The organism is Streptomyces sp. NPDC048504, from assembly GCF_043200035.1.
Lineage (GTDB): Bacteria > Actinomycetota > Actinomycetes > Streptomycetales > Streptomycetaceae > Streptomyces.
The window spans coordinates 233,703-256,358 of sequence record NZ_JBICXA010000020.1 but is presented as its reverse complement, the minus strand read 5'-3'; the positions used below and the strand labels follow the sequence as shown (position 1 = coordinate 256,358).

Here is a 22,656-nt window from a genome sequence, read left to right as displayed (position 1 = left end):
GCGTGAGCGCCGTGGAACTCGGCGCGATGCCGCTGTCCCTGGAGGGCCGCCCGCACGAACAACGCGCCCTCGCCCCCGTGCACGCCGCGCTGGACGCGGGCGTGACCCTGCTGGACACGGCGGACTCCTACCACCTTCCGGGCGCCGAACCCGGCCACGGCGAACGGCTGATCGCCCGCGCGCTCGCGACCCACGGCGGTGACACGTCCGACGTCCTGGTCACCACCAAAGGCGGCCGGGGCAGACCGGCCGACGGCAGTTGGACGGTGACCGGCTCCCCACACCTCAAGGCCGCCGCCGAGGCCTCCCTGAAGCGGCTCGGCGTCGACGCGATCGGCCTCTACCAACTCCACAAGCCCGACCCGGCAGTGCCGTACGAGGAATCAGTGGGCGCCCTGCGTGAGCTGCTCGACGAGGGAAAGATCCGGCGGGCCCACGCGATCCTCGGCGACCGCTTGGTCTCGGTGCAGAACCAGTTCTCGCCCGCCGTGCGGGACAGCGTGGCCGAGCTACGGCTGTGCGCCGAACTGGGGCTGGCCTTCCTGCCGTGGAGCCCGCTGGGTGGCATCTCCCGCAGCTCCCTGGACGGCCCGTCGAGCCTGGACCGCGGTCCAGGCTTCGGCACGTTCCACTCCGTGGCGCGCGAGCGCGAGGTCAGCCCACAACAGGTGTGTCTGGCCTGGCTGTTGGCGAAGTCGCCGAGCGTGATCCCCATCCCGGGAGCCAGTCGACCGAGCTGGCCCGCCTGGACACGACGACCGTGCCGATCGTGAACCGGTCGTAGGTGAGGAACTCGTGGACCGGGGTGTCAGACCATCACCCCGGCGGAGGTCTCCACCTCCAGCAGGGACGCGCTCTCCCGCTCCTCGTCGAAGGCCTTCCGCCCGCCGCGCAGCCCGAACAGCCGCTTGGCCAGGGCGATGTAGAGGACGGCGAGTACGTTGAGGACGAGGGTGGCGATCTTCAACCAGCTGATGTGTTCGGTGAGTTCGTAGATCTCCAGCGGCAGGAACGCCGCGGTCGCGACCACCGTCAGGTACTCCGCCCAGCGCTTGGCGTACCAGAGCCCGCCGGCCTCGACGAGTTCGATGAGCGCGTACGCCAGCAGCAGCACGGCGACCAGGACCAGCGTGGAGTGCTTGTAGCCGAAGGTCTTCTGGATGGTGCCGACGATCGGCGAGTGGTCGAGGTCGTAGTGGAAGTGCTTGAAGACCGGACGGAAGACGTCGAGGTAGTCGTCGAAGAGCCGGCGCACCGAGTCCTGGCTGTTGCTGAACTTCCATACGGCGGCGGCGACCAGCACGATGAACACCCCGCGCACGGCCCGCTCGATGGCGAGGAACCGCAGGATGAACAGGTCCCGCAGCACCTTCCCGCGCGGCACCAGGGGAGCGTGCTCGGCGGGCCCCGAACCGTGCGGTTCGCCGAGGACGAAGTCCCCGCAGCGCAGACACCGCCAGGCCTCCCCGAACCGGGTCTCGGCGCGCAGCCGTTCCCGCAGTGCCGTCTCCTCGGGCGCGTACGTGGCGTGCCCGTGCCGTGCGCAGTGCCGCCGGTCCCAGTCGATCTTCATGCCCATGGCCCCCGTGACTCCCACCGAACGCGAACGTGCCGTGCGCGCCGGAGGTTTCCGGCACGGCACGGCACGCTAGTACATCCCTGTAAGGACCGGGCGGCTGAGCGACGGGGGGACACCCAGCCGCCCGGAGTCCGTGGGGCGTCCGGGCCGTGTTCAGGCGGGTCCGGGCGCCCCGGATTCGGGGAGCGTCGACGAAGGCTCAGGCCTTGGCGAGTTCCTTCTCGCCGCCCTGCTCGGGTACGGCGTCGAGGTGGTCGTCGCCGTCCTTCTCGTCGAGCAACGTCTTCTCGTCGAAGGGGAGTTCACCGGCGAGGACCCGGTTCACCCGCTCCTTGTCGACCTCGCCGGTCCAGGTGCCGATGAGCAGCGTGGCGACGGCGTTGCCGGCGAAGTTGGTGACCGCGCGGGCCTCGCTCATGAAGCGGTCGATACCGATGATCAGGCCGACACCATCGACCAGGGCCGGCTTGTGCGACTGCAGACCACTGGCGAGTACGGCGATACCGGAACCGGAGACACCGGCCGCGCCCTTGGAGGCGACCATCATGAAGAGCAGCAGGCCGATCTGCTGGCCGATGTTCATCGGCTGGTCCATGGCGTCGGCGATGAACAGCGAGGCCATGGTCAGGTAGATCATCGTGCCGTCGAGGTTGAAGGAGTAGCCGGTCGGCACGGTGATGCCGACGACCGGGCGGCTGACACCCAGGTGCTCCATCTTCGCGATGAGCCGCGGCAGCGCGGACTCGGACGAGGAGGTGGAGACGATCAGCAGGAACTCGCGGCCGAGGTACTTCAGCAGCTGGAAGAGGTTGACCTTGGCGACCAGCTTGGTCAGCGTGCCGAGCACGACCACGATGAACAGGAAACAGGTGATGTAGAAGCCGGCCATGATCGTGCCCAGCGCTTTCAGCGCGTCCATACCGGTCTCGCCGATCACCGCGGCCATCGCGCCGAAGGCACCGACGGGCGCGGCCCACATGATCATGCCGAGGATGCGGAAGACCAGCTTCTGGATGTACTCGACCCCGCGCAGCACCGGCTCGCCGGTCCGGCCCATGGCCTGCAGCGCGAAGCCCGCGAGGAGCGCGATCAGCAGCGTCTGGAGGACCTGGCCCTCGGTGAACGCCGACACGAAGGTGGTCGGGATGATCCCGAGCAGGAAGTCGACCGGGCCTTCGGCGGCGGCCTGGGCCTGCGTGTGTCCGACGCCCTTGACGGCCTCGGTCAGGTGCATGCCGCTGCCCGGGTGGATGATGTTGCCGACGACCAGGCCGATGGCCAGCGCCACGAACGACATCGCGATGAAGTAGCCGAGCGCGAGCCCGCCGACCTTGCCGACCTGAGCGGCCTTCCGGACCGAGCCGACGCCGAGCACGATCGTGCAGAAGATGATCGGCGAGATCATCATCTTGATCAGCGCGACGAAGCCCGTACCGAGCGGCTTGAGCTCCTCGGCGAAGTCCGGCGCGGCGAACCCGACGGCGATGCCGAGGGCGACCGCGACGATCACCGCGATGTAGAGGTAGTGGGTGCGGTCCCGCTTCGCGGGCGGTGCTGCGGGTGCGGCAGGTGCGGGTGCGGGGGTGCTGGCCACGGCTGCCCTCCTTGACGACGTCGTCGGCATCATCCGGCGTGCGGCTCACGACCGGCGGAACCCGGGTGGCGAGTGCGGCTCACGTCCGGGGTTTGGGGATTTCAAGCGGTCCGGGAGGCGGCTGCTTCCGGGGGTTGCGGTGACTATCTCCCGGCTTGTGAGGGCGGTCACCCTTCCGTTCATTTAGTTCATGCTTAACCTGCGAGGCACACTGACGACATGCGCCTCCCGCACGTCCCCCGCCCCCGCAGCCTCGCCGGCCAGCTCTTCGGTATGCAGGCCGTGCTGATAGCGGTCGTCGTCGCCGGGTACGCGCTGTTCACCTACGTCAGCGACCGCAGCCAGGCCGAGGACGCGGCCGGCCGCCAGGCCATGGCGGTGGCGCGGTCGGTCGCGGACTCGCCGTCGGTGATCGCGGCGATCGGTACGTCGAACCCCACCGCGCACCTGGAGTCGTACTCCCTGAAGGTCCAGCGCGACACCCAGGTCGACTTCGTCACGATCATGAATCCGCAGGGCATTCGCTGGACGCACCCGGACCGGAAGCAGATCGGCAAGAAGTTCCTCGGCCACATCGGACCCGCTCTGGAGGGCGACTCCTTCACCGAGACCTACACCGGCACCCTCGGCGCGTCCGTCCGCGCGGTCACTCCCGTCTACGGCACCGACGGCATCCGGATCATCGGCCTGGTCAGCGCCGGCATCAAGGTGGAGGCGATCACGCAGCGGGTGCAGGACCAGGTCACGGCGCTGATCGGGGTGGCGGCCGGGGCCCTGGCACTGGGTGCCGTGGGAACGTACGTCGTCAACGCGCGCCTGCGCCGCCACACCCACGGCATGAACGCGAGCGAGCTGAGCCACATGCACGACTACCACCAGGCCGCGCTGCACGCGGTGCGCGAAGGGCTGCTGATGCTCGACGGTCAATACCGGGTGGCGCTGATGAACGACGGCGGGCGGGAGTTGCTGGGGGTCGGGCCCGAGGTGGACGTGGTGGGCCGGTCAGTGGCGAGCCTCGGTCTGCCCGCGCCGTTGACGGGCGCGCTGCTGTCGTCGGAGCCGCGTGTGGACGAGGTGCATCTGACGGCGTCCCGGGTGCTCGTGGTGAACACCTCGCCGGTGTCGGGCGGTGAGCGTCGCGGAACGGTGGTGACACTCCGGGACGTCACCGAACTCCAGTCCCTGATGGGCGAGTTGGACTCCGAGCGGGGCTTCACACAGGCGCTGCGCTCGCAGGCCCACGAGGCGGCGAACCGCCTGCACACGGTCGTCTCGCTGATCGAGTTGGGGCGGGCGGAGGAGGCGGTGGACTTCGCCACGGCCGAACTGGAGTTGGCCCAGACGCTGACCGACCAGGTCGTCTCGGCGGTCAACGAGCCTGTGCTGGCCGCCCTGTTGCTGGGCAAGACGGCTCAGTCGAACGAGCGGGGCGTGGAGTTGGTCGTATCGGAGGACAGCGGCCTGGACGACGGCCTGCTGCCGGATTCACTGCCCGCGCGGGACCTGGTGACCATCCTCGGGAACCTGATCGACAACGCGGTGGACGCGGCGCAGGGGAGCCTGCGGGCGCGGGTCACGGTGACGGCGTGCACGGAGGCGGGGTCGGACGGCTCCGCGTTGGTGCTGCGGGTCGCGGACACGGGGGCGGGGGTGGATCCGGCGCACGCGGAGGCGGTGTTCCAGCGGGGCTTCTCGACGAAGCCGGCCGGGCCCGGTGGTCGGGGCTTGGGGCTGGCGTTGGTGCGGCAGGCGGTGAACCGGCACGAGGGGACGTTGACGGTGGCTGAGGCGGAGGGGGGCGGGGCGGTGTTCGAGGTGCGGTTGCCTTTGTGGGGGGCGGGGAGCGAGGGTTCGAGTACCGGTCCCGGTGAGGCTTCTGGTGCCGGTGAGACTTTTGGTGTCGGTGAGGCCTCTGGTACCGGTGAGGCTTCTCGTGCTGCTGTGTCCGGAGGTGGTGACGCATGACCGGCGAACCGATCCGCGTCCTGATCGTCGAGGACGACCCCGTCGCCGCCGACGCGCACGTCATGTACGTCGGCCGGGTACCGGGGTTCGTGGCGGTGGGCAAGGCGCACACGGGGGCGGAGGCGCGCCGGGCACTGGAGCGGACGCAGGTGGACCTGTTGCTGCTGGACCTCCACCTTCCGGACGCGCACGGGCTGCAGCTCGCACGGTCGTTGCGGGCGGCCGGCTATCACGCCGACGTCATCGCGGTGACCTCGGCGCGGGATCTGGCGGTGGTGCGGGAGGGGGTGTCGCTGGGGGTCGTGCAGTACGTGCTGAAGCCGTTCACGTTCGCCACGCTCCGGGATCGCCTGGTGCGGTACGCCGAGTTCCATGCGGCGGCGGGTGAGGCGAGCGGTCAGGACGAGGTAGACCGGGCGTTGGCAGCTCTGCGGGCGCCTTCGCCTGCGGCGCTGCCCAAAGGGTTGAGTGCGCCGACGTTGGAGAAGGTGACGGTCGCACTGCGGGACTGCGGGGAAGGGCTCACCGCGGCTGGGGTTGCGGAGGCGGTGGGGATTTCCCGGATCACGGCTCGGCGGTATCTGGAGCATCTGGTGGAGGCGGGGCGGGCGGCGCGGAGTCCGCAGTACGGGACCGTGGGGCGGCCGGAGTTGCAGTACCGGTGGGTCAAGGGGTAGGCGGGCGGGGCGAGTTGAAGGGCCGCGCGTAACCGAGGACCTGGTGGCCGAGGCCGACGACGATGAGCGCCTCGGCCACGGACAGGGCGAGCAGGCCGGAGGACGTCTGCCCCGCGAACCAGTAGACGACGAGCCCGCCGAGCGGAACGACGCAGAACGCCAGCAGGTCGATCACACACTGGATGACCTTGCGGGAACGGCGCCGGCTGTCGGAACGGTGGGCGGTCTCCCACGCGAACAGCGCCTCGCCGCCGGTGAGTTCGGCGAGCCGGGGCCCCAGGTCGTCCCGCACATACGTCCCGATCGCGGAGATCTTCTCGTCGTTCACGAGGTAGGTCCAGCCGAGCACGACACACACCGGCGGCAGCGCGAGCAGCATCTCGGACTGCTTGGCCTGGGCCGCGGCGGCGATGACGGCGGCCACGACGGTGAGGGTGACGTAGAGGAGGTTGTCGCGGAACCCGATACGGGTCTTCTGCTCGTCCTTGACGGTCTGGTACTCGGCGAGGAGCAACTGGCCCACGCTGACGTCACGTTCCGGCATTGCCCTCGCCTCTCCCCCGAGTGGTGCCAACACAGCATCTGCGCAGGCGACTTGGAAGTACCTTAAGGGAGTGTCTGAGATGCCTGAGTTGCCACCCACTGTCGCGGTGCTGACCGCGCTGCCGCTGGAGTACAAGGCCGTACAGGCCCATCTCACGGCCGTACGGAAGCGGGAGCATCCGCGAGGCACCCGGGCCGCGGTCGGCCGACTCCCCGGCACACCCTGGTCCGTCGCCCTGGTCGAGATGGGCGAGGGAAACCTGACGGCCGCCGCGCTCACCGAGCGGGTGATGACGTGGCTGGAGCCACAGGCGGTGCTGTTCGTAGGGGTCGCCGGGGGCCTGAAGAGCGACATCGACCTGGGCGACGTAGTGGTGGCGACGAAGGTGTACGGCATCCACGGCGGCAAGGAGACACTGGAGGGCTTTCTCGTACGGCCGGAGGCGTGGCGCGCGTCGCACCGGCTGACCGCGGCCGCCCGGGAGGCGTTGCGGGACGACCCCCATGCCCACCTGAAGCCGATCGCCGCGGGCGATGTCGTCCTGGCCGCACCCGAGTCCGCGCTCGCGGAACACCTGCGGCGGCACTACAACGACGCGGCGGCCATCGAGATGGAGGGCTCGGGAGTCGTCAGCGCCGTGGATCTCGCCGGCGGTGACGCCCTGGTCATCCGGGGCATCAGCGACCGGGCCGACGCGGACAAGTCCCTTGCGGACGGGGAGGGTTGGCAGCCACGGGCCGCCGAGAACGCGGCGGCTGCGGCGGTGGCGGTGTTGCGGGAGCTGCGGCCGTTCCGTGGTAGGCGGGTCGGGGGGTCCGACAGGGAGGTCGAGGACTCCGAGGAGGGGCCCCATCGGGGGGCTACGGGGGCGATGGGGGCCACGGGGACCACGTACGGAGGGGATCACCTCGACTTTCGGGGGAGCACCTTCAACGGGCCGTTCGTCGCCAAGCAAGTGGGACGGCGGGACGGGGAACGGTAGTTCAGGGCGCGGTTCTGTGCATGGGCCGGTGCCGGTTGCCAGGGCCGCATTGCCTGCGGTGCCTGCGGGGTTCACCGGGCGGGACGAGGACTTGGCGCGGCTGTATCCCGTACTGGACCCGGCCGCGGAGTCCGAGCTGCCGGTGGTGATCTGCGCGGTGTCCGGGCTGGGCGGGATCGGGAAGACGTCGCTGGCGTTGTGTGCCGCGCACCGGGCCGTGCGGGACGGGTGGTTTCCGGGCGGGACGTTGTTCGTCGACTTTCGGGGGTACGACGCGGATCCGGTTACGGCGGATCAGGCGGTGGTCGCGTTGTTGGACGGGATGGGGGTGCGGGGGGCGGATCTTCCGCAGACGGTGGCTGGGCAGTACGGGCTGTATCGGCAGCTGTTGGCCGGGGAGCAGCGGCCCATTTTGTTGCTGCTCGACAACGCCTCGGATCCCGGGCAGGTGATGCCGCTTGTGCCAGGGACGGATCATCACCGGGTGTTGGTCACGTCTCGGGATCGATTGACTGAGTTGGACGCTCAGTTGATCGACCTCGATGTGCTCAACGCGGAGGATGCCGCCGACCTCATCGACAGGTCCTTGCGGCTCAGCGACCGCGGTGACGATCGGGCGACGCGTGAACCGGAGGCCGTGTCGGAGCTCGCCACGCTCTGCGGCCGCCATCCGCTCGCGCTGAGGATCACCGCTGGCATGCTGCGCAAGCGCCGCCATCGCTCCGTCGCATCCCTCGTGAACGAGTTGCGAGGCGTCGAGGACGTGACTGCGGCTGTCGGACTCCGCCCGGTCTTGGAAGCGGCGTACCGGCAACTGCCGCCTGAGCAGGCGAGGTTGCTACGTCTGCTCGCCCTGGCCCCTGCGGCCGAATTCGGCAGTGAAACGGCCGCTGCACTGGCAGCCCTCAGCGTCGACCGGACGTTCACCCTGCTCGAAGAGCTCGCGGCAGCCCATCTTGTTACGCCCCTTCCGGGAGGAGCGTACGTGCAGTGGCGGATGCATGACTTGGTAAGGGCGTTCGGGGTGGGTGTGGTCAAGGGGAATGCGGTGTTGTGGGAGGAGGGGGAAGCGGCGCGGGAGCGGGTGCTGGAGTTCTACTACCGGTGGGCGAATGCGGCGAATAGCCGGCTCCGGTGGCTGCCGGGGATGCCGGAGCCGGCGCGGTTCGGGGATCGAGCGGGAGCGTTGGCGTGGCTGGACTCCGAGAGAGCGGCGCTGGTGGCGGCGGTGCAGTGGGCACTGGAGGAGCGGTACGCGGACACAGCGGTGCTGCTGTCGCAGTGTCTGGCGGAGTATCTGGACTGGCGGCGCTCTTTCGACGACTGGATCACGGTCTGCGGTGTCGCACGGGAAGTTGCCCACCGCTTCGGCAACCAGCTGAGGGAGGCCATGGCGTGGAACAGCCTCGGCAACGCCTTAAAGGAGACGGGCCGGGCGGCGGAGGCCATCGACGCCCACACACGCGCCCGCGACCTGTACCAGACCGTCGGGGACCGCCACCGCGAGGCTTTCGCGTGGGGCAATCTCGGCAACGCCCTGCGGCAGGCGGGCCGGGCGGCGGAGGCCATCGACGCCTACACCCGGGCCCGCAACCTGTTCCAAGCCGCCGAGGACTGCCACCGCGAGGCCATGGCGTGGGATAGCCTCGGCAACGCCTTAAAGGAGACGGGCCGGGCGGAGGAGGCCATCGACGCCCACACACGCGCCCGCAACCTGTACCAGACCGTCGGAGACCGCCACCGCGAAGCCACCGCGTGGAACAACCTCGGCAACGCCCTGCGGGAGACGGGCCAGGCGGAGGAGGCGGAGGAGGCGTACGAGAAGGCCCTGGAGCGCTACCGGGAGTTCGACGACTGGTACAGGACAGGCCACACCCTCTCCAACCTGGCCCTCGCCCACCATCACGCCGCCCGCACCGCCGAGGCCCGCACCTGCTTCCTCCAGTCCGCCGACGCTTACACCCGCGCCAACGCCCCCACCGAAGCCGCTCTCGCCCAATCCCACGCAGACGCATTGACCTGACTAGACCACTCCACTTACCTTCACCGGGCAGCCATCCGCCCAGGCCACAACGTAGTGAGCCCGTAGGAGGTCATGCCCGTGCGCCCCACCGCCGCCCGCCCCCACCGAACTGCCGTACTCACGCCCCTAGTTGCTCTCGCCGCTCTCTCCCTCGCCGCAACCACCCTCACCGCCTGCGGCAGCGGTTCCGGCAGCAGCCCCGACACCGTCAAGATCTCCTTCAAGCAGTCGACGGACAACTCCATCAAGGTGATGGACACCTATCTCGCCGACATGAAGAAGCAGTTCGAGAAGCAGTACCCCGGCAAGAAGGTCGAGCTCGTCCCCATCAAGGCCCCGGACTCGGAGTACTACACCAAGCTCCAGCAGATGCTCCGCTCGCCGAAGACCGCCCCGGACCTGGTCTACGAGGACACGTTCCTCATCAACAGCGACATCACGTCCGGGTACTTGAAGCCCCTCGACTCGTACCTCACCAAGTGGCCGGACTGGAACCAGTTCATCGACACGGCGAAGTCCGCGGCCAAGGCCGAGGACGGGAAGACGTACGGCGTGCCGGACGGAACCGACACCCGAGGCCTCTGGTTCGACAAGGGGATCTTCAAGAAGGCGGGTCTGCCCGCGAATTGGCAGCCGAAGACGTGGGACGACGTCCTCGCCGCGGCCCGCACGATCAAGCAGAAGGTCCCGAACGTCACCCCCCTCAACGTCTACACCGGGAAGCCGGCCGGCGAGGCGGCGACCATGCAGGGCTTCGAGATGCTGCTCTACGGCACCAACGACGGCTCCGCGGACCCCCTTTACGACAAGTCGTCGAAGAAGTGGATCGCCGGCAGCCAGGGCTTCAAGGACGCGCTCTCCTTCGTCCACACGGTCTACAAGGAGAAGCTCGGCCCGGACGTGTCGGACGCCCTCGACCCCAACATCCAGACCTACGTGGCCGGTGAACTGCTCCCCAAGGGCAAACTCGGCATCGCCCTCGACGGATCCTGGTTGCCCCAGGCCTGGTTGAAGGGCAGCGGGCACGAATGGCCGGACTGGTCAAAGGAGTTGGGGCTCGCGTACATGCCCACCCAGCAGGGCCAGGCTCCCGGCAAGGTGAGCATGTCCGGCGGCTGGACCTGGGCGATCCCCTCCAAGGCCGGCAACCCGGACCTGGCCTTCGACTTCATCAAGACGATGCAGACGAAGGCGAACGCGGAGAAGTGGTACATCGCCAACTCCGGTATCTCCGTGCGGAAGGACGTCGCCGCCGACCCCGCCTACGCGACCGCCCAGCCCGGCATCAAGTTCTTCACGGACCTGGTCGCGAGCACGCACTACCGCCCCGCGTATCCGGCGTACCCGAAGGTCTCCACCGCCATCCAGGAGGCGATGGAGGGCGTGACGACGGGCGACATGTCGGTGGACAAGGCGGCGAGTTCGTACGACGACGAGCTCAAGTCGGCCACGGACAACCAGGTCACCGAGAAATGAGCGGCGGCGACCGCCGATGACCACGACACCGCAGCACGCGGGCCCGGGCGTGACGAAAGTCCCCCCGGGCCCGACGGCCCCGGCACCCCAACTCGCCACCGCGAAACGCCCGTTCACCCAAACCCTCACACGCCTCCTCCCCCTCTCCCCCGCCCTGATCCTCCTGCTCCTCTTCCTGGCCGGCCCGATCGCGTACTGCGCCTACATCGCCTTCACCGACCTCCAACTGACGGGCCAGGCCCACTCATCCTTCGTGGGCTTCGCGAATTTCCGCACGGCCTTCAAGGACTCGGAATTCCTCAACGCCGTATGGCTGACGCTGGTGTTCACGGTCCTGTCGTCCCTGGTCGGCCAGAACACGATCGGCCTGGCCCTGGCCGCGCTGATGCAACGCGCGTCGAAGCCGGTGCGCACGCTCACGGGCGGGATCGTGATCACGGCGTGGGTACTGCCGGAGGTGGTGGCAGGCTTCCTCCTCTACGCCTTCTTCCGCCGAGAAGGCACCCTGAACGCCATCCTGGACTGGCTCCATCTCCCCTCCCAGAACTGGCTCTTCACGCTTCCGATCCTGGCGGTGTCGTTCGCGAACGTGTGGCGGGGAACGGCGTTCTCGATGCTGGTGTACTCAGCAGCCCTGAACGAGATCCCCAAGGAGATCACGGAAGCGGCGGAGGTCGACGGCGCGAGCGGCTGGCGCCGGATGTGGCACATCACGCTGCCGATGATCCGCCGCTCGATCGGCACGAACCTGATGCTGAACACGCTGCAGACCCTGTCCGTCTTCGGCCTGATCTGGGTGATGACGCGAGGCGGCCCGGGAAACAAGAGCCAGACCCTCCCCCTCTACATGTACGAACAGGCCTTCCAGAACAGCATGATCGGCTACGCCACGGCGGTCGCGCTGCTCCTGCTCCTGGTCGGCTCGCTCTTCTCGGTGATCTACATGCGCCTGCTGCGAACGGAGGTCTGACCCATGGCACTCACCCTCTCCTCCCGCCGCAAGAGCCGACGCCTGGCTGCGGACGCGGGGCTGCTGGTGGTCGCGGCGACGTTCGCGCTGCCGCTGCTCTGGGTGGTCCTGTCGTCCCTCGACGCCCACGCGGACCTCAAGGTGAAGGCCCCCGACGGCCTGACCCTGGACAATTTCCACGCGATCCTGAACTCGGACATCACCTTCACGCCCCTGCTCAACAGCCTGATCCTGTGTGGCTTCGGAACGCTGCTGACAGTGGTGTTCGCGGCGCTGGCGGCGTATCCGCTGTCGCGTTTCCGGTCGCGCCTGAACCGCCCCTTCCTCCTGACGATCCTCTTCGCGACCAGCCTGCCGATCACCGCGATCATGGTGCCGGTGTACGCGTTGTTCGTGCAGGTGAATCTCATCGACACCATGCAGGGCACGATCTTCTTCTTCGCGGCGTCCCAACTCCCCTTCGCCATCTGGCTGATGAAGAACTTCATGGACGGCGTACCGAAGGAACTGGAGGAGGCAGCGTGGACCGACGGCGCGTCGTCCCTTCAGTCGCTCGTACGGATCGTTCTTCCGCTGATGGGGCCGGGGGTGGCGGTGGTGACCGTCTTCTCGTTCGTGATGATGTGGGGGAACTTCTTCGTCCCATTCATGCTGCTGCTCACGCCGGACCAGATGCCGGCGAGCGTGAGCATCAATGAGTTCTTCGGGAACCGGGGGATGGTGGCGTATGGGCAGTTGGCCGCGTTCTCGGTTGTTTATTCGACGCCGGTGATTTTGTTGTATGTGCTGGTGGCGAGGCGGTTGGGAGGGGGGTTTGCTTTGGGTGGGGCTATTAAGGGGTGAGTTCTTCGGCTCGGGTGCGGGCTTGGGCGGATTCGGTGGGGGAGTTGGCGCGGGTGTAGGCGTCGGCGGCTTGCAAGTAGCAGGTGCGGGCCTCGGCGGGGCGGTCTTCGCTCTCGTGGGCGAGGGCGAGATTTTGGAGGGCTGTGCCCGCCCGGTACTCGTCCTTGAACTCCCGATAGATCATCAGAGCCTTCTTGTGCGCATCGATTGCCTCCCCCGTCCGGTCCGCAAGCTGAAGGGCAAGGCCAAGGTTGTTCCACGCCGTGGCCTCGAAGTGTCGGTCCTCCATGCCCTGGTACAGCTCAAGGGCACGGGTGTGCGCCTCGATCGCCTCCCCCGCCGGGCCTGCCTCCTGTAGGGCGAGGCCGAGGTTGTTCCATGCCATGGCCTCGCCATGACGATCACCAACGCCCCGGTACAGCTCACGAGCACGGGTGTGCGCCTCGATCGCCTCCTCCACCCGGTCGATCTTCGGCAGGACGACGCCAAGGTTGTTCCACGCGTTGGCCTCGTGGCGACGATCCCCGGAAACCTGAAACAAGTGACGGGCGCGTACGTGCGCATCGACCGCCTCTTCCACCTGGCCCGTCTCCCGCAGAGCGTTGCCGAGGTTGCTCCACGCGATACCTTCGCTCACCCGGTTACCGGCGCGATGGGCTGCCTCCCCGACGACACCGCACACCGTGATCAAGTCGTCGAAAGAGCGCCGCCAGTCCAGATACTCCGCCAGGGCCTCGGACAGCCGCACCGCCGTGATCGCGAACCGCTCCTCCCGCGCCCACTGCACGGCCGCCACCAGCCCGGCCCTTTCTCCGTCGAACCACGCCAACGCTTCCGCCCGATTCCCGAACCGCTCCGGTTCCTCCGCACCTGGCAACCACCGCAACCGGTCATCAGCCTCGTATGCCCACCGGCAGTAGAACTCCAACACCCGCTCCCGCGCAGCCTCCCCCTCCTCCCACAACTCCTCCTCATCCTTGACCACCCTCAGCCCAAACGCCCGCACCAAGTCATGCAATCGCCACCGCCCACGCCCACTCCCCCTCTCAACAAGGTGGGCGCGGCACAACGCATCAAGCACACGCACCGGCGCAGTGTCCGCCCCGTCCAGCGAGGCGACGACCTCGGCCGTCACCTCGGGCCCCGGAGCCAGAGCCAACAGCCGTAGCAACCGGGCCTGTTCAGCCGGCAGACGCCGGTACGACAGGTCAAAGGCGGCCCGCACGCTGCGCTCACCATCGTCAAGGTGCAGGAGTCGGTCACCGGACTCGGCGAGTTCCACCACGAGTTCGGCCACGAGCTTGTCCCGGTCGAGGACGAGCAAGGCTGCGGCGATCTGAAGAGCCAGGGGTAAATGCCCACAGAGCAAGGCCAGTTCGGCAGCCGCCTCACTCTCATTCGCGACCCGCGCATCATCCGCAGCGGCGATCCGCAACGCACGGTCCAGGAGGTCGCACGCCTCCTCCGGGCTCAGCTCCCCCAACGGCAGTAGGCGCGCCCCGAGTTGGGGCAGCTTGCTCCGCGAGGTGGCAAGCAGCCGGTGCCGCACACCCCCCGGATGCAACGGGCGCACCTGCTCAGCCGAGGACGCGTTGTCGGCCAGGACGAGCACTGCCCCCAACTCCCGCTCCCGCGCCGCAAGCACCGAGCGATACAACGCGGCCCGCGCATCAACCCCGCTGGGAATGTGCTCCGGAGGCGTCCCAAGAGCCCTCAGCAGAGTCTCCAGCGCCTGCTCCGGCGTAACGCGATCATCGTCGTACCCATGCAAATTGACGAAGAGCACCCCACCCGGGAACCACCCCTGTTCGCAGGCCTCATGCACCGCCTCCACCGCGAGCGCGGTCTTGCCGATACCGCCGAGCCCGGAGACCGCGGCAACCAACACGGCTCCCGGCGCTTCTCCCCCATCCGGGTCGAACGCGCAGAGCAGCTCCGCGAGTTGATCACCGCGACCAGTGAAACCGGCGGCCTTCGGAGGCAGGGCGTCCAGCGCGGTGGGCGCCGGCCCGTGCTGGTGGTACTCCACCTTCTTCGCGGTGAAGTCCCCGTTGAACTCTCCGCCCCGGAAATCCTGGTGATCCCCGCCGTACTGCTCGCCCATCGTGCCGTCCCCGTGCCGCTGCCCCCGAATCGCGTGCCAACACGGTACGCCTACGGCCCCCACCCAACACCCGCTCTGGCCAGCCCACTTGCCAGTACCGTGAAGAAGTGCCCGACACACCGCCCACGGTCGCAGTCCTGACCGCACAGCCGCTCGAATACACCGCAGTACGCGCCCGTCTGACGGACATCGAGAAGCGGGTACGCCACACCGGCACGCGCGCCGGGGCGCACCTTGCGTCGAACGGGGCCCGACAGCAAGGATGTTGACCAGGTGTGAGTACAGCGTGACGCTGCGGGAAGAGCGGAACGCTCACAGATCCGTGAGCGTTGTGAGCGCCGTGCGCTAGAGACCGACCCAGGCCGCCAGGTGGCTGAGCGTGTCCGGGGTCCGCCGGGACAGGTGCACCAGACCTGTGATCGTGTCCCGGGCCCTGGGTGGTAGCGGGTCTGTTCGGGAGCCAGACGGCGCGCCTCGACCAGCGACTTCAGGGCCGCCTCGGTGTGCCCGGTCTCCATTTCGGTGCGTGCCTGGTCGATCAGGAAATGGGCACGGCGGGATGTGGCCAGTTGCGAAGGCAGCCTGATCTTCCGGGCCTGCTTGAGCGCATCGTCGTAACGTCGCATCTCGACGGCGGCGGACATCTTGTGCAGGGCGACGTTGGCCGGGCCGAAGCTGAGCCAGTGCACTTCGGAGGCGTCTCCGATGCGCTTCGCGATCCCGTTGGCCTCGGCGATGTGCCGGCCGACGCCCGCCTCGTCCTCGGCGCGCGCGGCCATGACGGAACCTCCGAGATGGAGCTGCCCGGTGACCGCCAAGGCCTCACGCGTCTTGTCGGCCTGGCCGATCACCATGTGTCCCGAGGCGATCAGCCGCTGCCCGATCCCGTACTCCCCCTCACGGAAGTAGACCAGCGCCCGCATGTACTGACGCACCGCGCCCAGGCAGGCGTCGGAAGCGCGCTCCGCCGCCCAAGCCATACGGTCCAGAGCGACCGAGGAGAGGTCGTAGTAGCCGAGCTTCACGCTGATGTCGTGTGCCGTGCGATAGGTCGAGGCCAGCGCCTGCCACAGCTCGGTCGAGGGCGTCGACCAGGCGCTGTGGGTGAGTTCGGCGATCAGGCCCGGTAATTCGCGGGCCGCGTTGCGCAGGTGCGTGGCCCGGACCTCCGCGCACAGGTGGTCGGCCCCAGCCATGAGCTGATCCGCCGGCCTGACCGTCAGATCCGGGTTCGGGCCAAGGTCGTAGAGGTCGAGGGACTCCCGGATCGGCCGAACCAGTTCGGCGAGCCTGTCGCGCTGCAACTCGGTCACGTACGGCTGCCCGGTGAGAACGGTGACATCGATCTGAAGTACGCGGGCGACGGCGGCGACGAAGTCCGCCGTGGCCGCTCGGGCGCGGCATTCCACCTGGTTCAGCAGACTGTAGGAATAGGGCAGCCGAGCGGCGAGCTGGCGCTGGGTAAGTCGGGCCAGCCTGCGCTGTTCCCTGATACGGGCGCCCGTGTGGTTCTCGTCCGGTGTCGGCATACCGGCTCTCCGTTCTGAGTAGCCATTGGAACAGTACCCAGGCCAGGCCACTCGCCCGTGCCCTTCCGCCTCGACTCCCTCCGGAGCAGGGACGATTGTGTGTGATCGGATGCCCCCCATGACGACCACCTCCCGCGTCCTCTATCTCTTCGCCTCCGCCGCACCCCCGTCTTCGACCTCGCCAAGGTCATCAAGCAAGCCCAGTCACGCAACTTCGACGTATGCCTAGGCCTCACCCCCACCACCGCCCGCTGGCTCGAACCCCAACTCGGCGAACTGGCACGGCTGACAGGCCACCCCGTGCGCAGCGAGTACAAGATGCCGGGCGAGCCGGACGTGTGGCCGAAGGCGGACGTCATCGCGGTCGCTCCGGCGACCTTCAACACGGTCAACTCGTGGGCGCTGGGCCTCACTCACGACTTCGTGGTCGGTGTCGTCGCCGAAAGCATCGGCAAGGGCATCCCGATCGTCGCGATGCCCTGCGTCAACTCGGCCTACGTACAGCACCGGCAGTTCGAGCGCAGCGTCGCGGAGTTGCGCGCGATGGGTGTGCAACTCCTGTACGGCGAGGGTGGCTTCGTGCCGAACCAGCCGGGGCAGGGCAAACCGAACGAGTTCCCCTGGGCACTGGTGCTCGATGCCGCAGCCGATACAAGGCCTACGAACCGCACCTGAACGGCCAACCGCCGAGCCCCCACACAGAGCGACCGACGACTTTGCGCCACCCCCCACTTCCCCCCACACCCGATCACCACCCCCACCACAAACGCACTCCCCTTCGAACCCCGCCCACACTCCCGACGCCGATCGAGTACCCCCCGCCGGCCCCCGACTCCCGCCGCGCCAGCCGAATGGCAAGGTAGAGCGGCATATTCACCGCCCGGCAGTCGCCACCAGACACCCCCCAGCCGCCCCCGGGCCACCACTCACCGTCACCGATCACCCCCACCCCACCCGCGATGGATCTCCCCGGTCCGACCGAATCCGTACGTTCCTACAATCCGTAATCCTGGCCGAACAGACCGTAGTCACCGCACTCAGGCACCCCTAGCTTGTGGCCCGTGCGCCGACCCCCTGCTCAGCCCAGCCAGTCCACGCCGCCGACACCGCCCACTCCGCCGTTCAACGCGCCCGCCGCCCACCGGCTCCGTACCGCGCTCAACATGGGCCCGGAACACGTCGCGTACGGCATGCGTGCCTCGTACGGGCTGTCTTACGTCACGCCTGACCTGGTCATCGCCTGGGAGCGTGGGCTCACCGCGCCCTCCGGTCCCGAACTCACCGCGCTCTCGGGGGTGTTGTGGTGCTCCCCGGCCGAACTCATCGGCAAGCCACGCACGCTGCGTGAGCATCGCCTCGCGCGCGGCCTCGCCCCGGAGGACGTCGCGCGGGCCGTCGGGCTCGAACTCCTCGCGTATCTGCGGATGGAGGAGCACGACCAGTGGCGCGGCACCGAGCGCCAGTCCTCCGCGCTCGCCGATCTGCTCGGCCTCTCGCTGCCGGACTTCATCAGCGTCACCGGGCGCGACAGCAGACTCGCCGAGTTGCTGCGCAGCGCGATGACGACGCGGTGGCAGGCGTACGTCCGCCCGATCGGCAAGATGGTGCCCCTGGACCGGCGGCTCCTGGAGGACTCCCTCCAGGAGTTGCACGAGGACTACCAGGCGCAGATGGTGGCCACCCTGAGCTGGGGCGGCGGCAACTCCGCCGTCGAGGCGGGCGAGGCCGGCCGTGACTTCCTCGACCAGATCATCAGCCGTTTCTGGTCCATGGTCGAGAGGAGTACCTACTGAGCGCCGTACCAACAAAAACGACTAAAAAACGGACTCCGCCTCATCCATCCGGTCCTTCGGCACCGTCTTCAGCTCGGTGACCGCCTCGGCCAGCGGCACCATCACCACGTCCGTCCCCCGCAGCGCGGTCATCCGCCCGAACTCCCCCTGGTGCGCGGCCTCCACCGCGTGCCAGCCGAAGCGGGTCGCCAGCACCCGGTCGTACGCGGTCGGTACGCCGCCGCGCTGGATGTGGCCGAGGATGACCGGCTTGGCCTCCTTGCCGAGGCGGCGCTCCAACTCGTAGGCCAGCGCCGTGCCGATGCCCTGGAAGCGCTCGTGGCCGAACTGGTCGATCTCGCCCTTGTTGTAGTCCATGGAACCCTCGGCGGGGTGCGCGCCCTCGGCCACGCACACGACGGCGAACTTCTTGCCGCGGGCGAAGCGTTCCTCGACCATCTTGACCAGGTCGGCCGGGTCGAAGGGGCGCTCGGGCAGGCAGATGCCGTGCGCGCCCGCCGCCATCCCGGACTCCAGCGCGATCCAGCCCGCGTGCCGGCCCATGACCTCGACGACCATCACCCGCTGGTGCGACTCCGCCGTCGTCTTCAGGCGGTCCATCGCCTCCGTCGCGACCCCGACCGCCGTGTCGAAGCCGAACGTCCGGTCCGTCGACGAGATGTCGTTGTCGATCGTCTTGGGGACTCCTACGACCGGCAGGCCCGCGTCGCTCAGCATGCGCGCCGCCGTCAGCGTGCCCTCGCCGCCGATCGGGATCAGCGCGTCGATCCCGAAGTCCCGCGCGATGTCCAGCGCGTTCTCGCAGGCCTCGCGGAGGCGGTCCCGCTCCAGTCGTGACGAGCCGAGGATCGTGCCGCCGCGGGCGAGGATACCGCTGACCGCGTCGAGGTCGAGGGTGCGGTAACGGCCGTCGAGCAGTCCGGCATAGCCGTCCTCGAAGCCGATGACCTCATCGCCGTAGTTGTCGACCGCTCGGTGCACGACCGACCGGATCACGGCGTTCAGGCCGGGGCAGTCGCCGCCTGCGGTGAGAACTCCGATACGCATCGTGCTGTGTCTCCTGCTCGCTGTTGACACCGGTGAGCCGAACCCGATTGTTTCACGTCCCCCAGGGCATCGCCGCTTCCCTCGGACTGACGGGCGCCCTATCCACCCCCGGAGGTACTGTCAAGAGGGTTCCGCTCACATCGGGCGGGCGATTTTTATGACCGCCGAAACGCACTCACCAGAAGCCGAAACGCACTGCCAGAAACCGCCAGAAGGGGAGACCACGCGTGACCCGCAGCGTGTACGTGACCGGGATCGACCGCGGCGACGGCCGTCAGGTCGTCGAGCTGGGGGTCATGGAGCTCCTGACCCGGCAGGTCGACCGGGTGGGGGTGTTCCGGCCCCTCGTCCACGACGGCCCCGATCGCCTGTTCGAATTGCTGCGTGCGCGCTACCGGCTCTCCCAGGACCCGGCCACCGTCTACGGCATGGACTACCACGAGGCCTCCGCCCTCCAGGCCGAGCAGGGCGCCGATGAGCTGGTGTCCACGCTCGTCGACCGGTTCCATCTCGTCGCGCGTGACTACGACGTCGTCCTCGTCCTGGGCACCGACTTCGCGGACACCCAGTTCCCGGACGAGCTGTCGCTCAACGCCCGCCTCGCGAACGAGTTCGGCGCGTCCGTGATCCCCGTCGTCGGCGGCCGCAAGCAGACCCCCGAGTCCGTGCTCGCGGAGACGCGCAACGCCTATCGCGCCTACGACGGCCTCGGCTGCGACGTCCTCGCCATGGTCACCAACCGGGTCGCCCGCGAGGACCGCGACGCGATCGCCGGCCGGCTCGACACCCGGCTGCCGGTGCCCTGCTACGTCGTCCCGGACGAGCCCGCCCTCTCCGCGCCGACCGTCGCCCAGATCACCCACGCCCTCGGCGGCAAGGTCCTCCTCGGGGACGACTCCGGGCTCGCCCGGGACGCCCTCGACTTCGTCTTCGGCGGCGCGATGCTGCCCAACTTCCTCAACGCGCTGACCCCGGGCTGTCTCGTCGTCACCCCCGGCGACCGCGCCGACCTCGTCATCGGCGCCCTCGCCGCGCACAGCGCCGGCACCCCGCCGATAGCCGGCGTCCTGCTCACCCTGAACGAGGTGCCGAGCCAGGGGATCCTCACTCTCGCCGCACGTCTCGCACCGGGCACCCCGGTGGTCTCGGTGGCCGGGAACTCCTTCCCCACCGCCGGTGAACTCTTCGCCCTGGAAGGGAAGTTGAACGCGGCCACCCCGCGCAAGGCGGAGACCGCGCTCGGCCTCTTCGAGCGGTACGTCGACACGAGCGACCTGTTGAAGCGGGTCTCGGCGCCGAGCAGCGACCGGCTCACCCCGATGATGTTCGAGCACACGCTCCTGGAGCGGGCCCGCTCCGACAAGCGCCGGATCGTCCTCCCCGAGGGCACCGAGGCCCGCGTCCTGCACGCCGCCGAGGTGCTGTTGCGGCGCGGTGTCTGCGAGTTGACCCTCCTCGGTCCCGAGGACCAGATCCGCAAGAAGGCCGCCGACCTCGGCATCGACCTCACCGCGGCCCAGTTGATCGACCCGCACACCTCCGGACTCCGCGACCGCTTCGCCGAGAAGTACGCCGCCCTGCGCGCCCACAAGGGCGTCACCGTGGAACTCGCCTACGACGTCGTCGCCGACGTGAACTACTTCGGCACCCTGATGGTGCAGGAGGGGCTCGCCGACGGCATGGTCTCCGGCGCCGTGCACTCCACGGCCGCGACCATCCGCCCCGCCTTCGAGATCATCAAGACCAAGCCGGACGCCGACATCGTCTCGTCCGTCTTCTTCATGTGCCTCGCCGACAAGGTGCTGGTGTACGGCGACTGCGCGGTCAACCCCGACCCGAACGCGGAGCAGTTGGCCGACATCGCCATCCAATCGGCCGCCACCGCCGAGCAGTTCGGCGTCCCGGCCCGGATCGCGATGCTGTCGTACTCCACCGGTACGTCCGGCTCGGGCGCCGACGTCGACAAGGTGCGCGAGGCGACCGAACTGGTCCGGCTGCGGCGGGCCGACCTGCGCATCGAGGGGCCGATCCAGTACGACGCCGCCGTCGAGCCGAGTGTCGCCGCCACGAAGATGCCGGAGTCCGAAGTCGCCGGTCAGGCAAGCGTGTTGATCTTCCCCGACCTGAACACCGGCAACAACACGTACAAGGCCGTGCAGCGTTCGGCCGGCGCGATCGCGGTCGGGCCGGTGCTGCAGGGGCTGCGCAAGCCGGTCAACGACCTGTCCCGGGGCGCGCTCGTCTCCGACATCGTCAACACCGTCGCCATCACGGCGATCCAGGCACAGAACCCGATCGAGAAGGCTTCCCAGCAGTGACCGCGACCCGTGTCCTCGTCCTCAACTCCGGCTCCTCGTCGGTGAAGTACCAGCTGCTCGACATGGCGGCCGGCACCCGTCTCGCCGTAGGACTCGTCGAGCGGATCGGCGAGGAGACCTCCCGGTTCAAGCACACCTGCGTCACGACCGGTGCCGTACGGGAGTCCTCCGGGCCGATCCCCGATCACGAGGGCGCTCTGAAGGCCGTGGCGGAGGAACTCTCCAAGGACGGACTCGGGCTGGATTCACCGGAGTTGGCGGCCATCGGGCATCGGGTCGTGCACGGTGGGCAGACCTTCACCGAGCCGACCGTCATCGACGACGCCGTGCTCGCCGAGATCGAACGGCTCATCCCTGTCGCGCCGTTGCACAATCCGGCGAACCTCGTCGGGATCCGTACCGCGATGGCGTTGCGGCCGGATCTGCCGCAGGTGGCCGTGTTCGACACGGCGTTCCACACGACGATGCCGGAGTCGGCCGCGCGGTACGCGATCGACGTGGCGACCGCGGACGCGTACCGGATCCGGCGGTACGGGTTCCACGGGACCTCGCACGCGTATGTGTCGCGGGCGACGGCGAAGCTGCTGGGGAAGGCGCCCGAGGACGTCAACGTGATCGTGCTGCACCTCGGGAACGGGGCGTCCGCCTCGGCCGTGCGGGGCGGGCGGTGTGTGGACACCTCCATGGGGCTGACGCCGTTGGAGGGGCTGGTGATGGGGACGCGGTCGGGAGACCTGGATCCGGCCGTCATCTTCCATTTGATGCGTGTTGGCGAAATGTCCACTGATGAGATCGACACTCTTCTCAACAAGAAGAGCGGTCTGATCGGGTTGTGCGGGGACAACGACATGCGCGAGATCCGGCGCCGGATCGACGAGGGTGACGAACAGGCGGAACTGGCCTTCGACATCTACATTCACCGATTGAAGAAGTACATCGGTGCCTACTGCGCGGTACTCGGCAAGGTGGACGCGGTCGCCTTCACCGCGGGGGTCGGGGAGAACGCGGGCGCCGTGCGGGAGGCCGCCGTCGCCGGCCTGGAACTGCTGGGGCTCCAGGTCGACGGGGCGCTGAACGCCGTACGGAGTGATGAGCCGCGGCTGATCTCGCCCGCGTCCGGGCGGGTCGCGGTCGCGGTGGTGCCGACGGACGAGGAATTGGAGATCGCCACACAGACCTATGCACTGGTCGGAAATTACAACGCCTGAGCGC

16 protein-coding genes and 2 pseudogenes are annotated in these 22,656 nt (G+C 68.7%); 12 read left to right on the top strand and 6 right to left on the bottom strand.

The features are described 5' to 3' along the window. Positions 1-26 precede the first annotated feature (26 nt). On the top strand, positions 27-773 hold the full coding sequence (locus ACGFY9_RS40280; protein WP_393762776.1) for an aldo/keto reductase: 747 nt from the start codon (positions 27-29) through the stop codon (positions 771-773). 35 nt (positions 774-808) lie between these two features. On the opposite strand, the gene ACGFY9_RS40275 is transcribed toward ACGFY9_RS40280, so the two are convergent. Both ACGFY9_RS40275 and ACGFY9_RS40270 read right to left on the bottom strand, forming a co-directional pair. Next, entirely contained in the window at positions 809-1,573 is a 765-nt protein-coding gene (locus ACGFY9_RS40275) for a DUF2127 domain-containing protein (protein WP_393762774.1), read from the bottom strand. Between the two features lie 205 nt (positions 1,574-1,778). After that, positions 1,779-3,206, bottom strand: coding sequence for a cation:dicarboxylate symporter family transporter (locus ACGFY9_RS40270; protein ID WP_393762732.1), 1,428 nt, complete (start codon positions 3,204-3,206; stop codon positions 1,779-1,781). Positions 3,207-3,392: 186 nt separating this feature from the next. On the opposite strand from ACGFY9_RS40270, the gene ACGFY9_RS40265 reads away from it, so the two are divergent. Both ACGFY9_RS40265 and ACGFY9_RS40260 read left to right on the top strand, forming a co-directional pair. Then, positions 3,393-5,138 carry an ATP-binding protein gene (locus ACGFY9_RS40265; protein ID WP_393762730.1) on the top strand — a complete coding sequence of 582 codons (1,746 nt, stop codon included), beginning with the start codon at positions 3,393-3,395 and terminating at the stop codon, positions 5,136-5,138. Next, positions 5,135-5,815, top strand: coding sequence for a response regulator (locus ACGFY9_RS40260; protein ID WP_393762728.1), 681 nt, complete (start codon positions 5,135-5,137; stop codon positions 5,813-5,815). Before ACGFY9_RS40265 ends, ACGFY9_RS40260 begins: the two co-directional genes overlap by 4 nt. Here ACGFY9_RS40260 and ACGFY9_RS40255 read toward each other — a convergent pair. Next, positions 5,805-6,359, bottom strand: a complete 555-nt coding sequence (locus ACGFY9_RS40255) for a hypothetical protein (protein WP_393762726.1) — start codon at positions 6,357-6,359, stop codon at positions 5,805-5,807. The genes ACGFY9_RS40260 and ACGFY9_RS40255 overlap by 11 nt on opposite strands. A gap of 79 nt (positions 6,360-6,438) precedes the next feature. Here ACGFY9_RS40255 and ACGFY9_RS40250 point away from each other — a divergent pair, with 79 nt between their 5' ends. The 5 genes from ACGFY9_RS40250 (at position 6,439) to ACGFY9_RS40230 (ending at position 12,653) form a co-directional block, all read left to right on the top strand. Continuing rightward, positions 6,439-7,341 carry a 5'-methylthioadenosine/S-adenosylhomocysteine nucleosidase gene (locus ACGFY9_RS40250; RefSeq protein WP_393762772.1) on the top strand — a complete coding sequence of 301 codons (903 nt, stop codon included), beginning with the start codon at positions 6,439-6,441 and terminating at the stop codon, positions 7,339-7,341. 142 nt (positions 7,342-7,483) lie between these two features. Next, on the top strand, positions 7,484-9,364 hold the full coding sequence (locus ACGFY9_RS40245) for a tetratricopeptide repeat protein (protein WP_393762724.1): 1,881 nt from the start codon (positions 7,484-7,486) through the stop codon (positions 9,362-9,364). A 72-nt stretch (positions 9,365-9,436) separates the two neighbouring features. Next, positions 9,437-10,840, top strand: a complete 1,404-nt coding sequence (locus tag ACGFY9_RS40240; RefSeq protein ID WP_393762722.1) for an extracellular solute-binding protein — start codon at positions 9,437-9,439, stop codon at positions 10,838-10,840. A gap of 16 nt (positions 10,841-10,856) precedes the next feature. After that, positions 10,857-11,810, top strand: coding sequence for a carbohydrate ABC transporter permease (locus ACGFY9_RS40235; protein WP_393762720.1), 954 nt, complete (start codon positions 10,857-10,859; stop codon positions 11,808-11,810). A 3-nt stretch (positions 11,811-11,813) separates the two neighbouring features. Then, a complete protein-coding gene (locus ACGFY9_RS40230) occupies positions 11,814-12,653 on the top strand; it encodes a carbohydrate ABC transporter permease (RefSeq protein ID WP_393762718.1) in 840 nt (279 codons plus the stop codon). On the opposite strand, the gene ACGFY9_RS40225 is transcribed toward ACGFY9_RS40230, so the two are convergent. Beyond that, on the bottom strand, positions 12,643-14,757 hold the full coding sequence (locus ACGFY9_RS40225; RefSeq protein WP_393762716.1) for a tetratricopeptide repeat protein: 2,115 nt from the start codon (positions 14,755-14,757) through the stop codon (positions 12,643-12,645). The genes ACGFY9_RS40230 and ACGFY9_RS40225 overlap by 11 nt on opposite strands. A gap of 345 nt (positions 14,758-15,102) precedes the next feature. After that, positions 15,103-16,286: pseudogene (locus ACGFY9_RS40220) on the bottom strand (helix-turn-helix domain-containing protein). A 118-nt stretch (positions 16,287-16,404) separates the two neighbouring features. Between ACGFY9_RS40220 and ACGFY9_RS40215 the strand changes: the two are divergent. Then, a pseudogene (locus tag ACGFY9_RS40215) lies at positions 16,405-16,961 on the top strand (flavoprotein). Positions 16,962-17,449: 488 nt separating this feature from the next. Then, positions 17,450-18,079, top strand: coding sequence for an XRE family transcriptional regulator (locus ACGFY9_RS40210; RefSeq protein ID WP_393762770.1), 630 nt, complete (start codon positions 17,450-17,452; stop codon positions 18,077-18,079). Between the two features lie 21 nt (positions 18,080-18,100). On the opposite strand, the gene ACGFY9_RS40205 is transcribed toward ACGFY9_RS40210, so the two are convergent. Next, positions 18,101-19,126 (bottom strand): ATP-dependent 6-phosphofructokinase, encoded by a 1,026-nt coding sequence (locus ACGFY9_RS40205; protein WP_033285452.1) that lies wholly within the window; start codon positions 19,124-19,126, stop codon positions 18,101-18,103. 227 nt (positions 19,127-19,353) lie between these two features. Here ACGFY9_RS40205 and pta point away from each other — a divergent pair, with 227 nt between their 5' ends. Together pta and ACGFY9_RS40195 are read left to right on the top strand one after the other, a co-directional pair. Beyond that, a complete protein-coding gene (gene pta, locus ACGFY9_RS40200; RefSeq protein ID WP_393762714.1) occupies positions 19,354-21,444 on the top strand; it encodes a phosphate acetyltransferase in 2,091 nt (696 codons plus the stop codon). Next, complete coding sequence (locus ACGFY9_RS40195) at positions 21,441-22,652, top strand: acetate kinase (RefSeq protein ID WP_393762712.1); 1,212 nt, start codon at positions 21,441-21,443, stop codon at positions 22,650-22,652. Before pta ends, ACGFY9_RS40195 begins: the two co-directional genes overlap by 4 nt. Positions 22,653-22,656: the final 4 nt, after the last annotated feature.

What these genes read in the sequence shown, in the direction of transcription:
- ACGFY9_RS40280 (WP_393762776.1), top strand. Translation starts at nt 27, where the DNA reads ATGCCGCTGTCCCTGGAGGGCCGCCCGCACGAACAACGCGCCCTCGCC.
- ACGFY9_RS40275 (WP_393762774.1), bottom strand. Translation starts at nt 1,573, where the DNA reads ATGAAGATCGACTGGGACCGGCGGCACTGCGCACGGCACGGGCACGCC.
- ACGFY9_RS40270 (WP_393762732.1), bottom strand. Translation starts at nt 3,206, where the DNA reads ATGATGCCGACGACGTCGTCAAGGAGGGCAGCCGTGGCCAGCACCCCC.
- ACGFY9_RS40265 (WP_393762730.1), top strand. Translation starts at nt 3,393, where the DNA reads ATGCGCCTCCCGCACGTCCCCCGCCCCCGCAGCCTCGCCGGCCAGCTC.
- ACGFY9_RS40260 (WP_393762728.1), top strand. Translation starts at nt 5,135, where the DNA reads ATGACCGGCGAACCGATCCGCGTCCTGATCGTCGAGGACGACCCCGTC.
- ACGFY9_RS40255 (WP_393762726.1), bottom strand. Translation starts at nt 6,359, where the DNA reads ATGCCGGAACGTGACGTCAGCGTGGGCCAGTTGCTCCTCGCCGAGTAC.
- ACGFY9_RS40250 (WP_393762772.1), top strand. Translation starts at nt 6,439, where the DNA reads ATGCCTGAGTTGCCACCCACTGTCGCGGTGCTGACCGCGCTGCCGCTG.
- ACGFY9_RS40240 (WP_393762722.1), top strand. Translation starts at nt 9,437, where the DNA reads ATGCCCGTGCGCCCCACCGCCGCCCGCCCCCACCGAACTGCCGTACTC.
- ACGFY9_RS40235 (WP_393762720.1), top strand. Translation starts at nt 10,857, where the DNA reads ATGACCACGACACCGCAGCACGCGGGCCCGGGCGTGACGAAAGTCCCC.
- ACGFY9_RS40230 (WP_393762718.1), top strand. Translation starts at nt 11,814, where the DNA reads ATGGCACTCACCCTCTCCTCCCGCCGCAAGAGCCGACGCCTGGCTGCG.
- ACGFY9_RS40225 (WP_393762716.1), bottom strand. Translation starts at nt 14,757, where the DNA reads ATGGGCGAGCAGTACGGCGGGGATCACCAGGATTTCCGGGGCGGAGAG.
- ACGFY9_RS40210 (WP_393762770.1), top strand. Translation starts at nt 17,450, where the DNA reads ATGGGCCCGGAACACGTCGCGTACGGCATGCGTGCCTCGTACGGGCTG.
- ACGFY9_RS40205 (WP_033285452.1), bottom strand. Translation starts at nt 19,126, where the DNA reads ATGCGTATCGGAGTTCTCACCGCAGGCGGCGACTGCCCCGGCCTGAAC.